This is a genomic window from Streptomyces sp. NPDC091289 (assembly GCF_044757365.1).
Classification (GTDB): Bacteria; Actinomycetota; Actinomycetes; order Streptomycetales; family Streptomycetaceae; genus Streptomyces.
The window spans coordinates 1-17,929 of sequence record NZ_JBIVUT010000032.1; the positions used below are offsets into that span (position 1 = coordinate 1).

At 71.4% G+C, this 17,929-nt stretch carries 17 protein-coding genes; 4 read left to right on the forward strand and 13 right to left on the reverse strand.

Annotated features, from left to right (window positions below; translation table 11 throughout):
* Window positions 1-148: 148 nt before the first annotated feature.
* The 11 genes from ACIQPT_RS33240 to ACIQPT_RS33290 all read right to left on the reverse strand — a co-directional run bounded on the left by ACIQPT_RS33240 (window position 149) and on the right by ACIQPT_RS33290 (window position 12,013).
* Window positions 149-1,219 (reverse strand): polyprenyl synthetase family protein, encoded by a 1,071-nt coding sequence (locus ACIQPT_RS33240; protein WP_401161444.1) that lies wholly within the window; start codon window positions 1,217-1,219, stop codon window positions 149-151.
* 29 nt (window positions 1,220-1,248) lie between these two features.
* Window positions 1,249-2,634, reverse strand: a complete 1,386-nt coding sequence (hpnE, locus tag ACIQPT_RS33245) for a hydroxysqualene dehydroxylase HpnE (RefSeq protein ID WP_401161446.1) — start codon at window positions 2,632-2,634, stop codon at window positions 1,249-1,251.
* Window positions 2,635-2,752: 118 nt separating this feature from the next.
* The gene (hpnD, locus tag ACIQPT_RS33250) at window positions 2,753-3,673 is read right to left on the reverse strand and encodes a presqualene diphosphate synthase HpnD (protein ID WP_401161582.1); all 921 of its coding nucleotides are present in this window, start codon (window positions 3,671-3,673) and stop codon (window positions 2,753-2,755) included.
* Window positions 3,674-3,702: 29 nt separating this feature from the next.
* Window positions 3,703-4,614, reverse strand: a complete 912-nt coding sequence (gene hpnC, locus ACIQPT_RS33255) for a squalene synthase HpnC (protein ID WP_401161448.1) — start codon at window positions 4,612-4,614, stop codon at window positions 3,703-3,705.
* Window positions 4,615-5,028: 414 nt separating this feature from the next.
* Window positions 5,029-5,814 (reverse strand): ABC transporter ATP-binding protein, encoded by a 786-nt coding sequence (locus ACIQPT_RS33260; RefSeq protein ID WP_401161450.1) that lies wholly within the window; start codon window positions 5,812-5,814, stop codon window positions 5,029-5,031.
* A complete protein-coding gene (locus ACIQPT_RS33265; protein WP_401161452.1) occupies window positions 5,807-6,736 on the reverse strand; it encodes an ABC transporter permease in 930 nt (309 codons plus the stop codon). The genes ACIQPT_RS33260 and ACIQPT_RS33265 overlap by 8 nt, the downstream gene beginning before the upstream one ends.
* Window positions 6,737-6,837: 101 nt before the next feature.
* The gene (locus ACIQPT_RS33270) at window positions 6,838-7,710 is read right to left on the reverse strand and encodes a glycosyltransferase family 2 protein (protein WP_401161584.1); all 873 of its coding nucleotides are present in this window, start codon (window positions 7,708-7,710) and stop codon (window positions 6,838-6,840) included.
* Between the two features lie 8 nt (window positions 7,711-7,718).
* A complete protein-coding gene (locus ACIQPT_RS33275) occupies window positions 7,719-8,498 on the reverse strand; it encodes a CDP-alcohol phosphatidyltransferase family protein (RefSeq protein WP_401161454.1) in 780 nt (259 codons plus the stop codon).
* Window positions 8,476-9,537 (reverse strand): iron-containing alcohol dehydrogenase family protein, encoded by a 1,062-nt coding sequence (locus ACIQPT_RS33280; RefSeq protein WP_401161456.1) that lies wholly within the window; start codon window positions 9,535-9,537, stop codon window positions 8,476-8,478. Before ACIQPT_RS33280 ends, ACIQPT_RS33275 begins: the two co-directional genes overlap by 23 nt.
* Complete coding sequence (locus tag ACIQPT_RS33285) at window positions 9,525-10,262, reverse strand: sugar phosphate nucleotidyltransferase (protein WP_401161458.1); 738 nt, start codon at window positions 10,260-10,262, stop codon at window positions 9,525-9,527. Before ACIQPT_RS33285 ends, ACIQPT_RS33280 begins: the two co-directional genes overlap by 13 nt.
* Entirely contained in the window at window positions 10,259-12,013 is a 1,755-nt protein-coding gene (locus tag ACIQPT_RS33290) for a DUF5941 domain-containing protein (RefSeq protein ID WP_401161460.1), read from the reverse strand. Before ACIQPT_RS33290 ends, ACIQPT_RS33285 begins: the two co-directional genes overlap by 4 nt.
* 326 nt (window positions 12,014-12,339) lie before the next feature.
* Here ACIQPT_RS33290 and galE point away from each other — a divergent pair, with 326 nt between their 5' ends.
* The 4 genes from galE (at window position 12,340) to idi (ending at window position 16,664) form a co-directional block, all read left to right on the forward strand.
* Entirely contained in the window at window positions 12,340-13,317 is a 978-nt protein-coding gene (galE, locus tag ACIQPT_RS33295) for a UDP-glucose 4-epimerase GalE (RefSeq protein WP_401161462.1), read from the forward strand.
* A gap of 180 nt (window positions 13,318-13,497) precedes the next feature.
* Window positions 13,498-14,439, forward strand: a complete 942-nt coding sequence (locus tag ACIQPT_RS33300) for a cation diffusion facilitator family transporter (RefSeq protein ID WP_401161464.1) — start codon at window positions 13,498-13,500, stop codon at window positions 14,437-14,439.
* Window positions 14,440-14,654: 215 nt separating this feature from the next.
* Complete coding sequence (locus tag ACIQPT_RS33305; RefSeq protein WP_401161465.1) at window positions 14,655-15,923, forward strand: GNAT family N-acetyltransferase; 1,269 nt, start codon at window positions 14,655-14,657, stop codon at window positions 15,921-15,923.
* A 147-nt stretch (window positions 15,924-16,070) separates the two neighbouring features.
* A complete protein-coding gene (idi, locus tag ACIQPT_RS33310) occupies window positions 16,071-16,664 on the forward strand; it encodes an isopentenyl-diphosphate Delta-isomerase (protein WP_401161467.1) in 594 nt (197 codons plus the stop codon).
* 27 nt (window positions 16,665-16,691) lie between these two features.
* On the opposite strand, the gene ACIQPT_RS33315 is transcribed toward idi, so the two are convergent.
* Complete coding sequence (locus tag ACIQPT_RS33315) at window positions 16,692-17,147, reverse strand: ATP-binding protein (protein WP_030076393.1); 456 nt, start codon at window positions 17,145-17,147, stop codon at window positions 16,692-16,694.
* A gap of 146 nt (window positions 17,148-17,293) precedes the next feature.
* Window positions 17,294-17,917: an HdeD family acid-resistance protein gene (locus ACIQPT_RS33320; protein WP_401161469.1), complete on the reverse strand. Its 624-nt coding sequence runs from the start codon at window positions 17,915-17,917 to the stop codon at window positions 17,294-17,296.
* Between the last annotated feature and the right edge of the window lie 12 nt (window positions 17,918-17,929).

Consider the following 17,929-nt stretch of genomic DNA (forward strand, 5'->3'; position numbering starts at 1 on the left):
TTGTTTGGGGCCCCGGGTCTGGCGGGGGGGTGGGGTTTTCTGTAGCCCCCCGGGGGGGGGGGGGGGGGGGGGGGGGGGGGGGGGGCCGGGGGGGGGGGGCGGGGGGGGGGGCGCCCCCCCGCGACTGCGAGTCATATGCGAAGAGTGATCATCTCTTTCGTACCACCACGAAGTCGGCGAGCTCGGTGAGCTGCTCCCGCACCCGGTGGGACATGTCGACGGCGTGCAGCGCCTCGATGGCGATGGCGTGCTGACGACGGGCTTCCTGGGCGGTCCACTCGCGGCCGCCCGCCTCCTCGATGAGTGCCGCGCGGACGGCGAACTCCTCTTCGGAGAAGCTGTCGAAGTCATTGCTCTTGGCGTCGGCGGCGAGCAGTTCGCCCAGCCGCTCGGACGCCTCGCCGCCCGCGGCGAGCGCGGCGACGACGGGCAGGGACTTCTTGCGCTGGCGCAGGTCGCTCCAGGTCTGCTTGCCGGTGGACTCCGGGTCGCCCCAGATGCCGAGGAGGTCGTCGACGGCCTGGAAGGCGAGGCCGAGGTGGTAGCCGTACGCCTCCAGGGTGTCGGCGGTACGGTCGTCGGCGCCGCCGAGCACCGCGCCGATGGAGACCGCGCAGGCCAGCAGGGCGCCGGTCTTGTTGCCCTCCATCTCCAGGCACTCCTCGACGGTGACCCGCTCGCGGTGCTCGTAGGAGATGTCCTGGGCCTGCCCGTCGATGAGCTTGCGGGTGGCGGTGGTCAGCCGGCGGGCCGCGCGGCCCGCCTCGACCGTGCCGAGCTCCAGCAGCAGGTCGTAGGCGAGCGCGAAGAGCGCGTCGCCGACCAGGATCGCCTGGGCGGGGCCGTGCACCTTCCAGACGGTGTCGCGGTGGCGGCGCTGCTCGTCGCCGTCCATCAGGTCGTCGTGCAGCAGCGAGAAGTTGTGCACGAGTTCGACGGCCACCGCGCCGGGGATGCCGGCCTCGGCGGGGGCGCCCGCGGCCTCGGCGGAGAGCAGGGCGAGCGCGGGGCGCACGGCCTTGCCGCCGTCGCCGTCCGAGGGGTGTCCCTCGGCGTCGATCCAGCCGAAGTGGTAAGCGGCGACGGTGTCCATGGGCGGCGCGAGCCGGCCCACGGCAGCCCGCAGGACCGGCGCTGACAGGGCTCGTCCGCGCTCCAGAAGCGCGGTGACGTCCGCGGTGTCCGCCACGGTGTCGAAAGCCGGATTCGCCGGGGTCACAGACTCTCCTCTTGTTCCGGTGGTACTGCTCATGCCGCCTCCTGCAGCGGATGTCCAAGGGGGCGGCCGAGGTCGTGGAGGGCCGCGTCGGCGGCGCCGGCGCCGCTGCGCACGGCCCCCTCCATCGTCGCGGGCCAGCCGGTGGCGGTCCAGGCCCCCGCCAGCTGGAGACCGGGCAGCCGGGTGCGGGGGCCGGGGCGCAACCGTCCGACGCCCGGGGCGGGCGCGAAGGTGGCGGTGCGCTCCCGGGTGACGAAGAAGTCGCGGATGCCGGCGCCGCGGGCGGCGGGCAGCAGCCGCTCCAGCTCGGGCAGGTAGCGGGAGCGCAGTTCGGCGACGGGCAGGTCGATCTCGTCCTGGGCGGCCGACTGCGAGACGGCCAGATACTGGCCGGGGCCCGTCAGTCCCGAGGAGTGGGTGCGGTCGAAGACCCATTGGACCGGGGAGCCGATCGCGGCGAAGAACGGCCTGCGCAGCACCTTGCGGTCGTAGATGACGTGCACGTTGAGGATGGGCGCGTTGTCGATGTCGAGCAGCAGGTCCGGTTCGTCCAGCGCGCCCGCGGGCAGCAGGTCGTGGGTCTCCGTCTGCGGCACGGCCAGGACGACGGTGTCGGCGGTGATCCGCTCCCCCGCCGTCTCGACGCTCCAGCGGCCGTCCTCGGTGCGGGTGAGGGAGCCCACCTTGGCGCGGAGTTCGGTGCGGACGCCCGCGGTGTCCAGGGCCTTGCGGGCGAGGGTGTCGTGCAGTTCGCCGAGCGGCACGGAGGCCCAGCCGATGTCGGCGGCGCCGGGCTCGGAGAGCAGGCCGGTCTTGAAGACCTTCGCCGCGAGCGCCATGGAGGCGTTCGGGGCGGTGGCGTTCAGAGTGGCGACGCCGACGAGGTCCCAGAGGGCCTCGATGGTGCGCTCCGACTGGCCGTGCCGCCGCAGCCAGGTGGCGAAGTCGATCCGGTCGAGCTCCGGATCGGCGGGGTCGAGGCGGCCGAGCGCGAGGGCGGCCCGGCCGACGCCCGCCTTCTCGGCGAGCGAGAGGTGCGGATAGGCGGCGAGGCCCCCGGCGAGGTGCAGCGGAACGGGCAGTCCGGTGCGGCGCAGCCGTCCCAGGCGCGGTCCGGCGGCCCGGCCGACGTCCAGCACGGGCACGTCGAGGCGGTCCTGGAGCGGGGCCAGGTGGGCGGCGTCGATCCGGTCGAGGAACCAGCGGTAGCCGGTGCAGCAGCGCAGGTAAACGTGCTGGCCGTTGTCGACGGTGAGGTCGCCGCGCTGGAAGGAGAAGGCGAGGCCGCCGAGGCGGGGGCGTCCTTCCAGGAGGGTCACGTCAAGTCCGGCGTCGGCGAGGCGGAGCGCCGCCGTGACGCCGGCGAGACCGCCGCCGACGACGACGGCGACGGGGCGCGGGGTCTCGTCGCTCATGCGTGCCCCTCCCGCCGGGTCGTGGCCGTCTGCCGGGTCCTCGTTCCGGTGATCGTCGCAGTCGATGACGCGTCGGGCCACCGGAGGGTTGCCCGGGGGCCGGAGCCGCGGGGACGCATCAGGCACGCCCCCTGGCGGTGAGCCGCGAGATGTGGCGGGCGTCCAGTCCGGACAGGCCGCGCACGGCCACGTAGGCCTTCTCGTGGCCGGGCAGCGAGACCCGTCCGCGCAGGACGGCCTCGGGGTCGCGCTCGATCCGGTCGAGGAGGCGGCGATAGATTCCGGCCATCGCCGCGACGCAGGCGCCGCTGCGGCGGTCGAGCATCGGCAGCAGCCGGTAGCCCTCGGCGAACAGGGCGCGGGCGCGGCGGACCTCGAAGTGGATGAGGCCCGCGAAGTCGGAGCCGGGGGGCGGGGTGGTGCGGTGGAAGCCGGCCGAGCAGCCGAATTTGGCCAGGTCGTCGGCGGGCAGATAGGTGCGTCCGTTGCCGGCGTCCTCGCGGACGTCGCGCAGGATGTTGGTGAGCTGGAGGGCGAGGCCGAGGGTGTCGGCGTACTCCGCGGCGCGCTCGGCCCCGCGGGCGCCCGGCGCGGTGCCGAAGACGCCGAGGCTGAGGCGTCCGATGGCTCCGGCGACGCACCGGCAGTAGGTCTTGAGGTCGTCCCAGGTCTCGTAGGTCGCGCCCCGGACGTCCATCAGGACGCCGTCGATCAGTTCGTCGAGCCCGTCGAGCGGGAGCGGGAAGCGGTGGGCCGCGTCGGAGAGCGCGACGGCCACCGGGTCGGTGTCGTCCTCGTCGACCGCGTCCTTCCGGACCCGGTCGAGCAGCTCGCGGGTGCTCTCCAGCCGGGCACGCTTGGTCTCCGGGTCCAGCTCCCCGTCGCCGATGTCGTCGACCCGACGGGAGAAGGCGTACAGCGCCGACATGGCCTGCCGCTTCTCGTACGGCAGCAGCCGGATGCCGTAGGCGAAGTTACGTGCCTGCTGTCCGGTGACGGCTTCGCAGTAACTGTATGCGGCCTGCACCGGCGGCGACATGTACGTCGTCTGTCCCTCCACGGTCCGGCTCACCTCTCTCCACGCGCTCTTCGCAAGACGATTCCCACTTCGCGCAGCAGGCTGGGCTTGGTGGGCTTGGGCGGTCCGGGCAGTACGTCGAACCCGGCGGCCGAGATCGCCGTGAGCGCGCTGCGCCCGCCTCCGACGAATCCGGCGAGGAGCAGCTTGAGCCTGCCGTCGACGCTGCCCACCAGTGGGGGGCCTTCGTTCAGCAGCTCGCTCGCACGCTGGGCCTCGTACGCGATCAGGGCGCGCACGGAGGCTCCGGCGGTGGGCGCGGCCAGGTCGGTCTCGGTGACCCGGAAGCGTTCCATGTCCTCGGCGGGCAGATAGATCCGGTCGCGTTCCAGGTCCTCGGCCACGTCCTGCAGGTGCTCGACGATCTGGAGCGCGGTGCAGACCGCGTCGGAGCGGCGGATACGTTCCGGGCTCGCGGTGCCGGTGAGAGCGAGGACCAGGCGGCCGACCGGGTTCGCCGAGAGCTCGCAGTAGGCGGCGAGCTCGGCGTACGTGCCGTAGCGGCGGATCTTCTGGTCCTGGCGGTTGGCCTCGATCAGGCCGAGAAAGGGTTCGGGGGTGAGCGCGCGGCGCCGCACGGTGGGGCGCAGCTTGCGCAGCAGCGGGTGGTGCGGGTCCTCGCCGGTGGTGGCGAAGACCCGGTGGAGGTCGGTCTCGAAGGCGTCGAGCAGGGCGAGGCGGTCGTCGCTGCGCTCCGGCTCCAGGCCGAGGTGGCGGGCGTCTCCGCCGCCGGGGGCGAGGTCGCCGTCGCCGATGTCGTCGACGAGCCGGGCGAATCCGTAGACCGCCATCAGGTCGTCGCGCCAGGCGCGGGGCAGGAAGAAGGGCGCCACGGGGAAGTTCTCGTCCGCGGCCTTGCCGAGAGTGGCGTCACCGATGTGCGCCTCGGGGGTCGAAGTCACTGCCGACCGCCCGGCGCGGGGACGGCGAAACCACGTCGGAGCTGGAGATCTTCCGTCATTGCCGTCACATCTCCCGTTCTACACTGCTGACCCAAAACAACCCTTTTCGGACACGCCGCTCAATCTTCCGAGTGCACTGCGGCAGAGCGGGCGGTGCCGGGGCGTATCGCCCTACTTGCCATGAATCAGCACCGCTACAGCTTACGTTGTACAGCTCACAGGGGTTCGGCGGGGTGGAGCGCCTGCCGCCGCTTCCCGGCCGTGCCCGTCAACCTTCCCCGCGCACGGCGGAATTGACGTCATCCGCCGGGAGGAGATCGCCCCTGGGGGCCTACTGCGCAGGGCCTGCCCGGCACCGGACACCGCAGGGCCCCCGCCGGACCGGTCCGGCGGGGGCCACGGGGAGGGCTCGCGCTACTTGCCCGTTTCGCGCTCGTACGCCTTGAGGACTTCCTCGGTGGGGCCGTCCATCAGGAGCTCGCCCTTCTCCAGCCAGAGCGCGCGGTCGCAGGTGTCCCTGATCGACTTGTTGTTGTGGCTGACCAGGAAGACGGTGCCGGCCTCCTTGCGCAGCTCGCGGATGCGCTCCTCGGAGCGGATCCGGAACTTGCGGTCACCGGTGGCCAGCGCCTCGTCGATCATGAGGACGTCGTGGTTCTTGGCGGCGGCGATCGAGAAGCGCAGCCGCGCCGCCATGCCGGAGGAGTACGTCCGCATCGGCAGGGTGATGAAGTCGCCCTTCTCGTTGATCCCGGAGAACTCCACGATCTCGTCGTAGCGCTCGCGGATCTCGTCCCGGCTCATGCCCATCGCCAGACCGCCGAGCACGACGTTGCGCTCGCCGGTCAGATCGCTCATCAGCGCCGCGTTCACCCCGAGCAGCGAAGGCTGACCGTCCGTGTACACATGGCCGGATTCGGTCGGCAGCAGACCGGCGATGGCCCGCAGCAACGTCGACTTGCCGGAGCCGTTGGTGCCGATGAGGCCGATGGCCTCGCCGCGGTAGGCGGTGAAGGAGACACCGCGTACGGCGTGCACCTTCCGGACGCCGCGCGGCTCGCCCTTGCCCCGCCGCATCATGCGGCTCAGCGCGGCGGTGGCACTGCCGCGGCCGCCGCCCGTGCCGTTGACCCGGTACACGATGTGCACGTCGTCGGCGATCACCGTGGGGATGCGTCCCTGTGCGTTGTCCTCAGCCACGGCCGTACCGTTCCTCTGCCTTCCAGAAGTACACGAATCCCACGCCGCCCAGCAGCACGGCCCAGCCCAGGCCGACGGCCCAGACGTGGTCCGGCAGGTTCTCGGAGCCGTATCCGTCGATCAGTGCGAAGCGCACCAGGTCCATGTAGATCGCCGCCGGGTTGTACTGGAGCACGTCGGCGATCCAGGCGGGCTTGTCCTTGAGCATCACCGGGATGGAGAACATGACGCCCGAGGCGTACATCCAGGTCCGCATGACGAACGGCATCAGCTGCGCGAGGTCGGGGGTCTTGGAGCCGAGCCGCGCCATGACGAGGGCCAGGCCCGTATTGAAGAAGAACTGGAGAATCAGGGCGGGGATCACCAGGAGCCACGACAGCGAGGGGTAGCTGCCGAAGATCACGGCGACCGCGACCAGCACGATCATCGAGAACAGCAGTTGCTGGAGCTGCTGGAGCGAGAAGGAGATGGGCAGTGAGGCCCGGGGGAAGTGGAGGGCCCGGACGAGTCCGAGGTTGCCGGAGATCGACTTGACGCCCGCCATCACGGAGCTCTGCGTGAAGGTGAAGACGAAGACGCCGGTGACCAGGAACGGCACGAAGACGTCGTGGGGAATCCCCTCCCTGGTCCCCAGGATCAGGCCGAAGATCAGGTAATAGACACAGGCGTTCAGCAAAGGCGTGACCACTTGCCACAGCTGGCCCAGTTTGGCCTGGCTGTACTGCGCGGTCAGCTTCGCCCGGGAGAAAGCCAGGATGAAGTGGCGTCGGCCCCAGAGCTGTCGCATGTACGCGAACAGCCCCGGCCGGGCGCCGCTCACGGTCAGGCCGTACTTGGCGGCCAGCTGGGCCGCGCCGAGGCCCTCGTCGGCGGACGGTGGGGTCCCGAGGGCTACCCCACCGTCGTGGGTCGTGTCACTCACAAGTTGAAACTCTCGTCTTCACGCGCAGCCAGTCGCGGGCGCGGCTCAGGCGGACAGGTCCCGGAAAGAAAATACGCCTCATGCTCTCAGAGGAAAGCCTCTCAGATGACCGGAGGTCGGCCCAGCCTCGTCAGCCGCCACACCGTACGCCACTTCATCGGGCGCCGGGGCCCGCAGGGGGTCGACCAGCCTTCCCGGAATCCGCCGAACCAGGCCTTGAGCGCGGGCGGCGACGGACGCCTGACCAGGGTCAGCAGCAGCCAGACCCCCAGGTAGAGGGGGACCAGCGGGGCGGGCAGGTTACGGCGGGCGAGCCAGACCCGGTTACGGGCGACCATGCGGTGGTAGACCGCGTGCCGGGACGGGGAGGTGGTGGGGTGGTTCAGCACCAGGTCCGCGCGGTAGTCGATCATCCAGCCCGCGTCCAGCGCCCGCCAGGCGAGGTCCGTCTCCTCGTGGGCGTAGAAGAAGTCCTCCGGCAGCGGGCCCACCTCGGCGATGACCCGGGTGCGTACGGCGTTGGCGCCGCCGAGGAACGTCGTCACGCGCGAGGAGCGCATCGGGTCGGCGGCCCGCAGCCGGGGCACGTGCCGCCGCTGGGTGGCGCCTGTGTCCGGGTCGGCGATCCGGAAGGTGATAATCCCCAGCTTCGGGTCCGCCGCGAACGCCTGCCGGCACAGCTCGGCGGTGTCCCGGTCCGGGAGCAGCCCGTCGTCGTCCAGGAAGAGCAGGGCGTCCACGTCCGCCCCGCAGGGGCCGAACGCCTCGATGCCGACGTTGCGGCCACCGGGGATGCCCAGGTTCTCGGGGAGTTCCACCGTGCGCACCCCGGCGGGCACGTCGGGGACCGGGGCGCCGTTGCCGACCACCACGACCTCGATCCGGTCACCGTGCTGGGCGGTGACCGAATCGAGGAGGGCGCGGAGCTCGTCCGGGCGGTTGCCCATGGTGATGATCACCGCGCCCAGTTTCATGGGAAGGGTCACTTCAGCCTGCTGGACACCAGGACGGACACCAGGTGCAGCAGGGTCTGCAGCAGCGCGATGCCGGCCATGACCGCCACGGTCAGGCGGGTGTAGAAGAGGTCGCCGCCGATCGCGTCGACGACGGCCACCACGAGGATCACCAGCGAGGCCTCGATGCCGAGGATCAGCCGGTGGAACTTGAGCGCCGCCGCGGCCTTGCGGGCCAGCGCCATGCCGGAGGAGCGCGGCTCGGACGCCGCCTCCTTCACCGGCGGCATCCCGCCCTGGTGGCGGGCCACGCCCACCAGGTCCGTCTCGGCCTTGATGAGGATCGCGCCGAGCGCGGCGAGGGTGCCGAGGAAGGCCCAGAGCCAGTCGGTCCGGCCCTCGCCCCAGATGTCGGCGGCGCGCAGGCCGAGGCCGACGAGCACCGCGGCGTCGCACAGGTAGGCGGCGACCCGGTCGAGATAGACCCCGCTGAGCGAGTACTGCTTCTTCCAGCGGGCCAGCTCGCCGTCCACGCAGTCGAACAGCAGGTAGAGCTGGACCATCACCACGCCGAGCACGGCGCCCCAGATGCCCGGCACCAGCAGCGCCGGGGCGGCCAGCGCACCGGCCAGCGTCATGACGTACGTGACCTGGTTCGGCGTGACCCGGGTGTTGACCAGGTAGCGGTCCACGCGCAGCGAGACCTCACGCATGTACATGCGCCCGGCCCAGTGCTCGCCGCTGCGCCGGTCCTTCACGCCCGGGGGGTGAACGACCGGACGGAGTTCAGCTACTGATGGTCGTCGCATAGTCGGCGTACGCGTCCCTGATCTGGTCGGTGGAAAGGTTGAGGTGCTCCAGGATCGTGAAACGTCCCGGACGGGTCTGCGGCGCGTAGTCGACGGCCCTGATGAACTCGTCGACGCTGAACCCGATCTCCTCGGGCAGCACCGGCAGACCGTGGCGGCGCAGTACCGATGCCATCAGGAGGGCCTCCTGGCGGGCACCGCGCAGATGCATGGCGAAGCAGGCGCCGAGGCCGACCTGCTCGCCGTGGCTGGCCGCCCGCTGGGCGTACAGCAGGTCGAAGGCATGGTTGATCTCGTGGCAGGCGCCGGACGCCGGACGGGAGTCGCCCGCGACCGACATCGAGATGCCGGTGAGCACGAGCCCCTCGGCCAGCACCTTGAGGAAGGCGTCGTCGCCGACCCCGCCGGGGTGGCGCAGCACGGCCTCGCCCGCCTGGCGGGCCATCGCGGCCGCGAGACCGTCGATCTCCTCGCCGTTGACCTCGTGGGCCAGCTCCCAGTCGGCGACGCAGGAGATGTTCGAGACCGCGTCGCCGACGCCGGAGCGGACGTACCGGGCGGGCGCCTCGCGGATCACGTCGAGGTCGATGACCACGGCGATCGGGGTGGGGACTCCGTAGGAGCCGCGCCCGTTGTCGTTGTCGAGCGTCGCGACCGGCGAGCACAGGCCGTCGTGCGAGAGGTTTGTCGCGACGGCGACCATGGGCAGACCGACCCGCGCGGCGGCGTACTTCGTCACGTCGATGATCTTGCCGCCGCCGAGGCCGACGACGGCGTCGTACCGGTTGCCCTTGATGTCGTCGGCGAGCTTCACCGCGGAGTCGATCGTGCCGTCGGAGACCGGGTACCAGTCGGCGCCCGGCAGGACCGGCGCGAGCCTCTCCCGCAGGGCGCGCCCGGAGCCGTCGCTGATCGCGATGGCGAGCTTGCCCGAGGAGGAGATCCGCTGATCGGCCAGGAGACCCGCCAGATCGTCCATGGCGCCGCGCCGGATGTCGACGACGACCGGGGACGGAATGAGCCGGGTCAGTACTGGCACGCGATCTCCCGGCCCTTCTGGAGGTCGTCGTGGTTGTCGATCTCGACCCAGGTCACGGTGCCGATGGGGGCCACGTCGACGGTGAAGCCGCGGTTCACGAGCTCCTGGTAGCCGTCCTCGTAGTAGAGGTCGGGGTCGCGCTCGAAGGTGGTCTTCAGCGCGTCCGCCAGCTCCTCGGCGGCCTCGGCCTCGATGAGGGTGACGCCGATGTACTCACCGGTCGCGGTGGCCGGGTCCATCAGCTTCGTGATGCGCGAGACGCCCTTGCCCTCCTCGGTGATGACCTTCATCTCCTCGTCGGCGAGGCTCTTCTCGGTGTCCAGGGCGAGGATGATCTTCTGGCCCTTGCCGCGGGCGTCCAGGAGGGTCTTCTCGACGGAGAACGGGTGCACGGTGTCGCCGTTGGCGAGGATCACACCGCGCTTGATGACGTCACGGGCGCACCACAGGGAGTAGGCGTTGTTCCACTCCTCGGCCTTGTCGTTGTCGATGAGCGTGAGGGTGACGCCGTACGTCTCCTCCAGCTCGGCCTTGCGGGCGTAGACGGCCTCCTTGCGGTAGCCGACGACGATCGCGACCTCGGTGAGTCCGACCTCCGCGAAGTTGGCGAGCGTGAGGTCGAGGACCGTCTTGTCGCCGTCGACAGGGACGAGCGCCTTGGGCAGCGTGTCCGTGTAGGGGCGCAGACGTCGTCCTGCACCGGCTGCCAGTACGAGGCCGATCATGCGAGTTCTCCTTCGTCGTGGACGGCGGGGGCCGAGGAGGACACCCAGAAGCGGATGGACTCCACGAGCACCACCAGAGCCACGGCGACCGCGAGCGCGGTCAGGGCCGTGGTGAAACCTGAGGTGTGGGTGAGTGCGGCGGCGAGGACGGCCACCAGCGCGGTACGGCCCTCGTGTCCACCGATCGTCCGTACCAGCCACTGGGGCGGTGCGCCGGTGCCGCCACGGATGCGGTACACCGTGTCGTAGTGGTGGTAGGCGACGGCCGAGACCAGCCCGAAGGCGGCCGGAACGGCGTGCGGCACGTCGCTGCGGGCCGCCAGCACGAGGATCGTGACGTACTCCGCGGCCCGGAAGAACGGCGGCACCAGCCAGTCGAGCGCGCCCTTGAGCGGGCCGGCGACGGCGAGGCCGGAGAGGACCACGTACACCGCCGCGGCGGCGACGGTGAGCCAACTGCCGTACGGGAGGAAGAGGGCGCCACCGATCATGACCAGCGTCCCGAGCAGGGCGACGGCCGGGACCGTGAACGCGCCCCGGAGCCCGGGGGCGACCGCCGCGACGCCCTGGGCGAGCGGGCCGGAGTCGGCGAGGTCCGCGAGGGCCCGCGCGGCCCGGTCGGTGCGACGGGCCTTACGGGTCAGTGAGCGCAGCAGTCGGCCCGCCGTGGTGTAGCAGGCGGCCAGGGCGCAGCCGATGAGCAGGGCGTAGAAGACGATGCGCGGGGTGGTGAGCGCGGTGAGCACCGCGATCATGGCCCAGCGCTCGCCGATCGGCAGCACGATCATCCGGCGTACCCAGACCGTCCAGCCGACGTTGTCGAGCTTGTCGGAGAGGGCGGCGGTGGGGCTGGTGTTGGCGACGGCGTCGTGGTTGGCCTCGTTGAACGAGAAGTCCACGACGTGGCGGCAGGCCTGGAGGACCATCGCGCCGAGCGCGAGGACCCAGACGTCATCACCGCCGCGTACGGCGCCGATGGCGAGCCCGGCGTAGTACGCGTACTCCTTGGCCCGGTCGAAGGTGGCGTCCAGCCAGGCGCCCATCGTGGAGTACTGCAGCGAGTAGCGGGCGAGCTGCCCGTCGGTGCAGTCCAGGACGAAGGAGACCAGGAGCAGGATCCCGGCGGCGACGTAACCGCCCCGGGTTCCGGTGGCCGCGCTGCCCGCCGCGATGAGCGCGGTGATCAGCGAGGCGGTGGTGACCTGGTTCGGGGTGAAGCCGCGGCGGGCGCACCAGCGGGCGATGTAGCGGGAGTAGGGGCTGATGCAGAAGGTGGTGAAGAACCCGTCGTGGGCCTTGACCGCGCTGCGCAGCCGTACGGCCTCGTCGTCCACCTCGTCGCGGGCCGTCTCGGCGGCCGCCCGCTGTCCGGCGTCGGTGGGGACGTCGGCGGTGAGCGAGCCGAGTTCGGGGCGCTTGACGGCGGTGCCCTCGGCCTCCAGCGCGACGGCGATGCGGCCCGGGACCGTGCGGTCCTCGGGCGCGGGGTCGGTCTCCGGCTCGACGACCGGGGCGCCCGCGCCGACCGCCGCGGTGGTGCGCTCGAGCGCACGCAGCAGGGCGCCGCGCGCCTCGGGCTGGGCGGTGAGCGCGCCGGGGACGGTGGCGGCGGGGAAGCGCGGGTCGGTCAGGCCGAGCCGCAGCGCGTGGACGTGGCCCACGAAACGCGGGTCGACCAGGGCGACCCGGCGGCCGGCCGGGACAGCGGCGAGGAGGGCTGCGGCGTCACCGGCGTCGACGGCGGTCCGCACATCGAAGCCCAGGGACCGCAGATCGTCCGCGAGCGACGACCCGGGTACCGGCGTACCGGTGAGAATGGCGGTCGACAGACGAACTCACTCCTTGGCACTGACGGGGGCGACACACGGCCGTACGGCCACGGGACGGGCCGGCGGCGTGTCGGCTGAGGCTATCCGATGAACGGAAGGCCGAGTTCACCACCCGTTTGTGCGCTGTTCGGGTGGGCCTGCAAGCGCGGCCGCCGTTCGCGATCATCATCATCGATCGGGGGCCCGGCCCACAAACCGCGGCTGGAACCGCGTGGGCGGGGTGAGGGCGGGCCCTTAGGCTGACGGTCATGACATGGCTGATCACAGGCGGGGCGGGATACATCGGGGCACACGTGGCACGGGCCACGGTCGCGGCGGGCGAGCGGGTCGTGGTGCTCGACGACCGCTCCAGCGGCATCGTGGACCGGCTGCCGGAGGGCGTCACACTGGTGGAGGGATCCCTCTCCGACCGGCCCCTGCTGGACCGGGTGCTGGCCGACCACGCGGTGAGCGGTGTGGTGCATCTCGCGGCGAAGAAGCAGGTCGGCGAGTCCGTGGAGAAGCCGCTGCTGTACTACCGGGAGAACGTCACCGGGCTGGGCGTGCTGCTGGAGGCCGTGGTCGCGGCCGGGGTGCGGCGCTTCCTCTTCTCGTCCTCGGCGGCCGTCTACGGCGTACCGGACGTGGAACTCATCACCGAGGAGACGCCCTGCCTGCCGATCAACCCGTACGGCGAGACCAAGCTCGCCGGGGAGTGGCTGGTGCGGGCCACCGGGAAGGCGCACGGGATCTCGACCGCCTGCCTGCGGTACTTCAACGTGGCGGGCGCCGCCGCACCGGAGCTCGCGGACACCGGGGTCTTCAACATCGTGCCGATGATGTTCGAGCGGCTGACACGCGGCGAGGCCCCGCGGATCTTCGGCGACGACTACCCGACGCCGGACGGCACCTGTATCCGTGACTACATCCATGTCGCCGACCTGGCGGAGGCGCATCTCGCCGTGGCGCGGCGGCTGGACGAGGCGGGCACCGGCGACCTGACGCTGAACGTCGGCCGGGGCGAGGGCGTCTCCGTACGGGAGCTGGCCGAGGTGATCGGCGAGGTGACGGGCCACGACCTGAAGCCGGTGGTCGAGCCGCGCCGGGCCGGTGACGCGCCGAAGGCGGTGGCGTCGGCCGCGCGGATCACCGAGGAGCTGGGCTGGACGGCGCGGCGGAGCGTGCGCGCGATGGTGGAGTCGGCCTGGGAGGGCTGGTGCCTGCGTCACCCCGAGGCCCGTTCGTGATCGTTCACGGGTGGCGTCGGTGATCGTGTCAACGCTCTGACCTGCGGAACGTTTCCGCAGGTCAGAGCACATGACAACGGTGTTCAGTGCCGTGTTGCCTCATACCCCCCACCCGTAGTTCACTGGCCTGGTCGGGGCGGTTTCGACCCGACACGTCCTACGGACCTGGAGGCGTTTCGCATGGGGGCTGGCCACGATCACGGGCATACGCACGGCGGGCCGCCTCCGACCGGCACGGCGGCCGCCGCGTACCGGGGCAGGCTCCGGGTGGCCCTGGCGATCACGCTGAGCGTGATGGTCATGGAGATCGTCGGCGGGGTGCTCTCCGACTCGCTGGCCCTGATCGCGGACGCCGCCCATATGGCCACCGACGCCCTGGGGCTCGGGATGGCGCTGCTCGCCATCCACTTCGCCAACCGTCCGGCCGGCCCGAACCGCACCTTCGGCTTCGCCCGTGCGGAGATCCTGGCGGCGCTCGCGAACTGTCTGCTGCTGCTGGGGGTCGGTGGCTATCTGGTCTTCGAAGCGGTCGAGCGGTTCATCACCCCGGCCGAGACGAAGGGCGGCCTGGCCATCGCGTTCGCCGCCGTCGGTCTGGTGGCCAACGTCGTCTCCCTCTCCCTGCTGACGCGCGGACAGCAGGAGAGTCTCAATGTGCGGGGCGCCTATCTGGAGGTGCTGGCCGACACCCTGGGCTCGCTCGCGGTGATCATCTCGGCGGGCATCATCATGGCGACCGGCTGGCAGCCCGCCGACCCGATCGCCTCGCTGGTGATCGGCCTGATGATCGTCCCCCGGACGGTGAAGCTGTTGCGGGAGACCCTCAACGTGCTGCTGGAGGCGGCGCCCAAGGGTGTGGACATGGCGGAGGTGCGGGCCCACATCACGGCGCTGCCCGGGGTCCTGGACGTCCACGACCTGCACGCCTGGACGATCACTTCGGGGATGCCGGTGCTCTCGGCGCATGTGGTGGTGCGCCAGGAGATGCTCGACTCGATAGGGCACGAGAAGGTGCTGCACGAGCTGCAGGGCTGTCTCGGGGACCACTTCGACGTGGAGCACTGCACCTTCCAGCTGGAGCCGAGCGGTCACGCGGAGCACGAGGCGCATCTCTGCCACTGAGGCGGTGCTAGGGTGGTTTCGCTGAGACGTTCGAGTCTCACGGTGGAGCGGAACCCGGTGTCACCGGGACCCTTTTCGAGAGGAGCTGAGGTTGATGACGGTCGCGACGACGCCTTCCCGGCGCAGCAATCGGTCCTTCCTCATCTCCCGGGTTTCCGGCTAGGTCCACTTCTTCCCGGATCAGGTCGGAGCCCTCACACCCAAGGGTTCCCACGTTGACCGACCACACTGACGACGCCTCGCGCACCGAGGCGTTCTTCACCCTGCACCACCGTCTTCCCCGGCAGAGCCCCGGCTCCGACGCGACCACGCGCCGGCTGCTCGCTCTGGCCGGCCCGTTGCCCGACCGTCCGCGCGTCCTCGACCTGGGCTGCGGTCCGGGCCGTGCCGCTCTGCTGCTCGCCGCCGAGGCGGGCGCCGAGGTGACCGCGGTCGACCTGCACCAGCCGTTCCTGGACGAGCTGCGCGAGGCGGCCGGGGCCCGTGGCCTCGACGACCGCATCCGTACGGTCCGGGCGGACATGGGCGACCTCACCGGCCCCGCGTTCCCCGAAGGGTCCTTCGACCTGATCTGGGCCGAGGGATCGGCGTACTGCATCGGGTTCGACACCGCCGCCCGCGACTGGCAGCGGCTACTGGCCCCGGGCGGCGCGATGATGATCTCCGAGTGCGTCTGGACCACGGACGCACCCTCCGCCGGGGCGCGCGAATTCTGGGACCGCAACGGTTCCCCGCGCACCCTGCCGGAGACCACCGCGGCGGCCGTCGCCGCGGGCTGCACGGTCGACGCCGTGCTGGTCCAGCCCGACAGCGACTGGGACGAGTACTACGTACCGCTCGCCGAACGGGTCGGGAGCACCGACCCGGGCGCTCCGGGCATGGAGTGGGCGCTCGCGGCCACCCGCGAGGAGCTGGCCGTACGGCGGGAGCACGGCACGGAGTACGGCTACGCCGCGTATGTGCTGCGCCCGGCCGACCCCCGGTGGTCCACCCGTGCGGAGACGCCGGCGGACCGTGCGACCGTGCACGCGGTCAACGCGGCCGCGTTCCCGACCCGGGACGAGGCGGACCTCGTGGACGCCCTGCGGGCGGACGCGGAGGCCTGGCTGCCGGACCTCAGTTACGTCGCCGAGGCCCCGGACGGGTCGCTCGCGGCGTACGCGCTGCTGACCCGCTGCCGGGTCGGCGACGCCCCGGCGCTCGCCCTGGCCCCGGTGGCCACCTCTCCCGCGTACCAGCGGCAGGGTGCGGGGCAGGCCGTGGTGCGGGCGGTGCTGGACGCCGCCCGGGTGCGCGGTGAGGCGCTGGTGCTGGTGCTCGGTCATCCCGAGTACTACCCGCGCTTCGGTTTCGTGCCGGCCTCGCGCTACGGAATCCGGCCAGGTTTCGAGGTGCCGGACGAGGCGATGATGGCCCTGGTGCTGGACGATTCCGTCCCGGTTCCGGCGGGCATGATCCGTTATCCGGCGGCCTTCGGGGTCTGACGGTCCGTCCGTCCCGCCGCGCTCACCGGGCGCGGCGGGGCGGACATGCCCGGACCCGAAGTACGGACAAGCGGCTTTTGTACGGCAGACTTGACCGGACTCCAGGGGCCCGGCGCACGAGGCCGGGGACCAAAGCGAAGGATGGGTATGCCGACCACACCAGCCACCGCGACGCACAGCTCGTCGAACGGCACCGCAGAAGCGATCATGCTCGAACTGGTCGACGAGAACGGCACCACCATCGGCACCGCGGAGAAGCTGGCGGCCCACCAGGCCCCCGGGCAGCTGCACCGCGCGTTCTCCGTGTTCCTCTTCGACGAGCAGGGACGGCTCCTGCTCCAGCGCCGGGCGCTCGGCAAGTACCACTCCCCCGGTGTCTGGTCGAACACCTGCTGCGGGCACCCGTATCCCGGCGAGGCCCCGTTCGCGGCCGCCGCCCGGCGTACGTACGAGGAGCTGGGGATCTCGCCCTCGCTGCTGGCCGAGGCGGGCACGGTCCGCTACAACCACCCGGACCCCGCGTCGGGTCTGGTGGAGCAGGAGTTCAACCACCTGTTCGTGGGAATGGCGCAGGAGGCGCTGAAGCCGGACCCCGAGGAGGTCGGGGAGACGGCCTTCGTGACGGCGGAGGAGCTGGGTGAGCGGCACGCGCGGGCGCCGTTCTCGGCGTGGTTCATGACGGTGCTGGACGCGGCCCGGCCGGCGATCCGTGAGCTGACGGGCCCCTCGGCGGGCTGGTGACCCTCCGCCCGGTCGCGTACGGGGCGGTCAGAGCTGCGTCTTCAACGGCAGCGCCGCCCAGATGATCTTCCCGCCGCTCGCGGTGTGCTCGACGTCGCAGGTGCCGCCCGCCTCCGCGGTGACCACCTTGACCAGCAGCAGGCCCCGGCCGCCGGTCTGCGCGTAGTCCGTCTCCAGGGCGGTGGGGCGGTAGGGGTGGTTGTCCTCGACCGAGACTCTGACCCAGTCGGCGGCGATGGCCACCTCGACGGCCAGCTCGGGCGAGAGGAGCGCCGCGTGCTTGACGGCGTTGGTGACCAGTTCCGAGACGATCAGCAGGAGCCCCTGGAGGATGTCGTCCTCGATCGGCACGCCCTGCCGGCCGAGGAGATCGCGTACGGCGTGCCGGGCACTGGGCACGGACGCGTCCACCGCGGGGGCGGTGAAACGCCACACCCCCTCGTACGACACGGGGTCGGCGGGGGCACTCCCGAGGCTCTCCATCGTCCGGCACCAGCTCTCACTCGCACTGCACTGACCGTCGAGTAAAGAGTGTTGGGAATGGCTTGGTCCGGACCGTGCCACTGATCGGAAGTAGTCAGGTATCGGCGCTATTCGACCAAACACGCACGCCTTTGCGGGCTCAGCGACTACTTCTGCTCTTCTTCTGGTGACGTGATCGGCTCGTCCGGGGCCGGGGCAGTTTCATCGAGCCGCTCCGAGACCATGCTGACGATGCGCCGGCCGCCGACGCCGATGGCGATCAGCCCGAGCCCGTCGAACAGCAGGGCCAGCGAGAAGAAGCAGCCCAGAACATACAGACTGCTGTGCGGCCAGTCGAACAGCACCAGCAGCCCCAGCAGCAGGCCGAAGGCTCCCTGGAGCAGCGTCCACCCCATCTGCGGGCCGCGCACCACGACGCTGCCGACCAGCCGGAAGACCCCGCCGGTCAGGAAGAGCAGGGCGGCGAACATGGTCAGCGCCTCGGCCGTGCCCTCGGGGTGCTTGATGACGACGACGCCCGCGGCGAGGTTGAGGGCCGCGACCACGACGCCCAGCCAGAAGTAGTTCGTGCCGCGCGACTCGATCGCGTGCAGCAGCCCGACCAGCCCGCCGACGAGCAGCAGCCAGCCGAAGAGCAGCATCGAGGTGAGGGTGGCGACGCCGGTGTAGACGAGGCCGATGACGCCCGCGATCACCAGCAGCGTGCCGAGCAGCGCGAGCCAGCCGAAACTGCGGCTGAGCCTGCGGCCCTCGGCGGTGGGTTCGTTCATCGACAGCTCCTC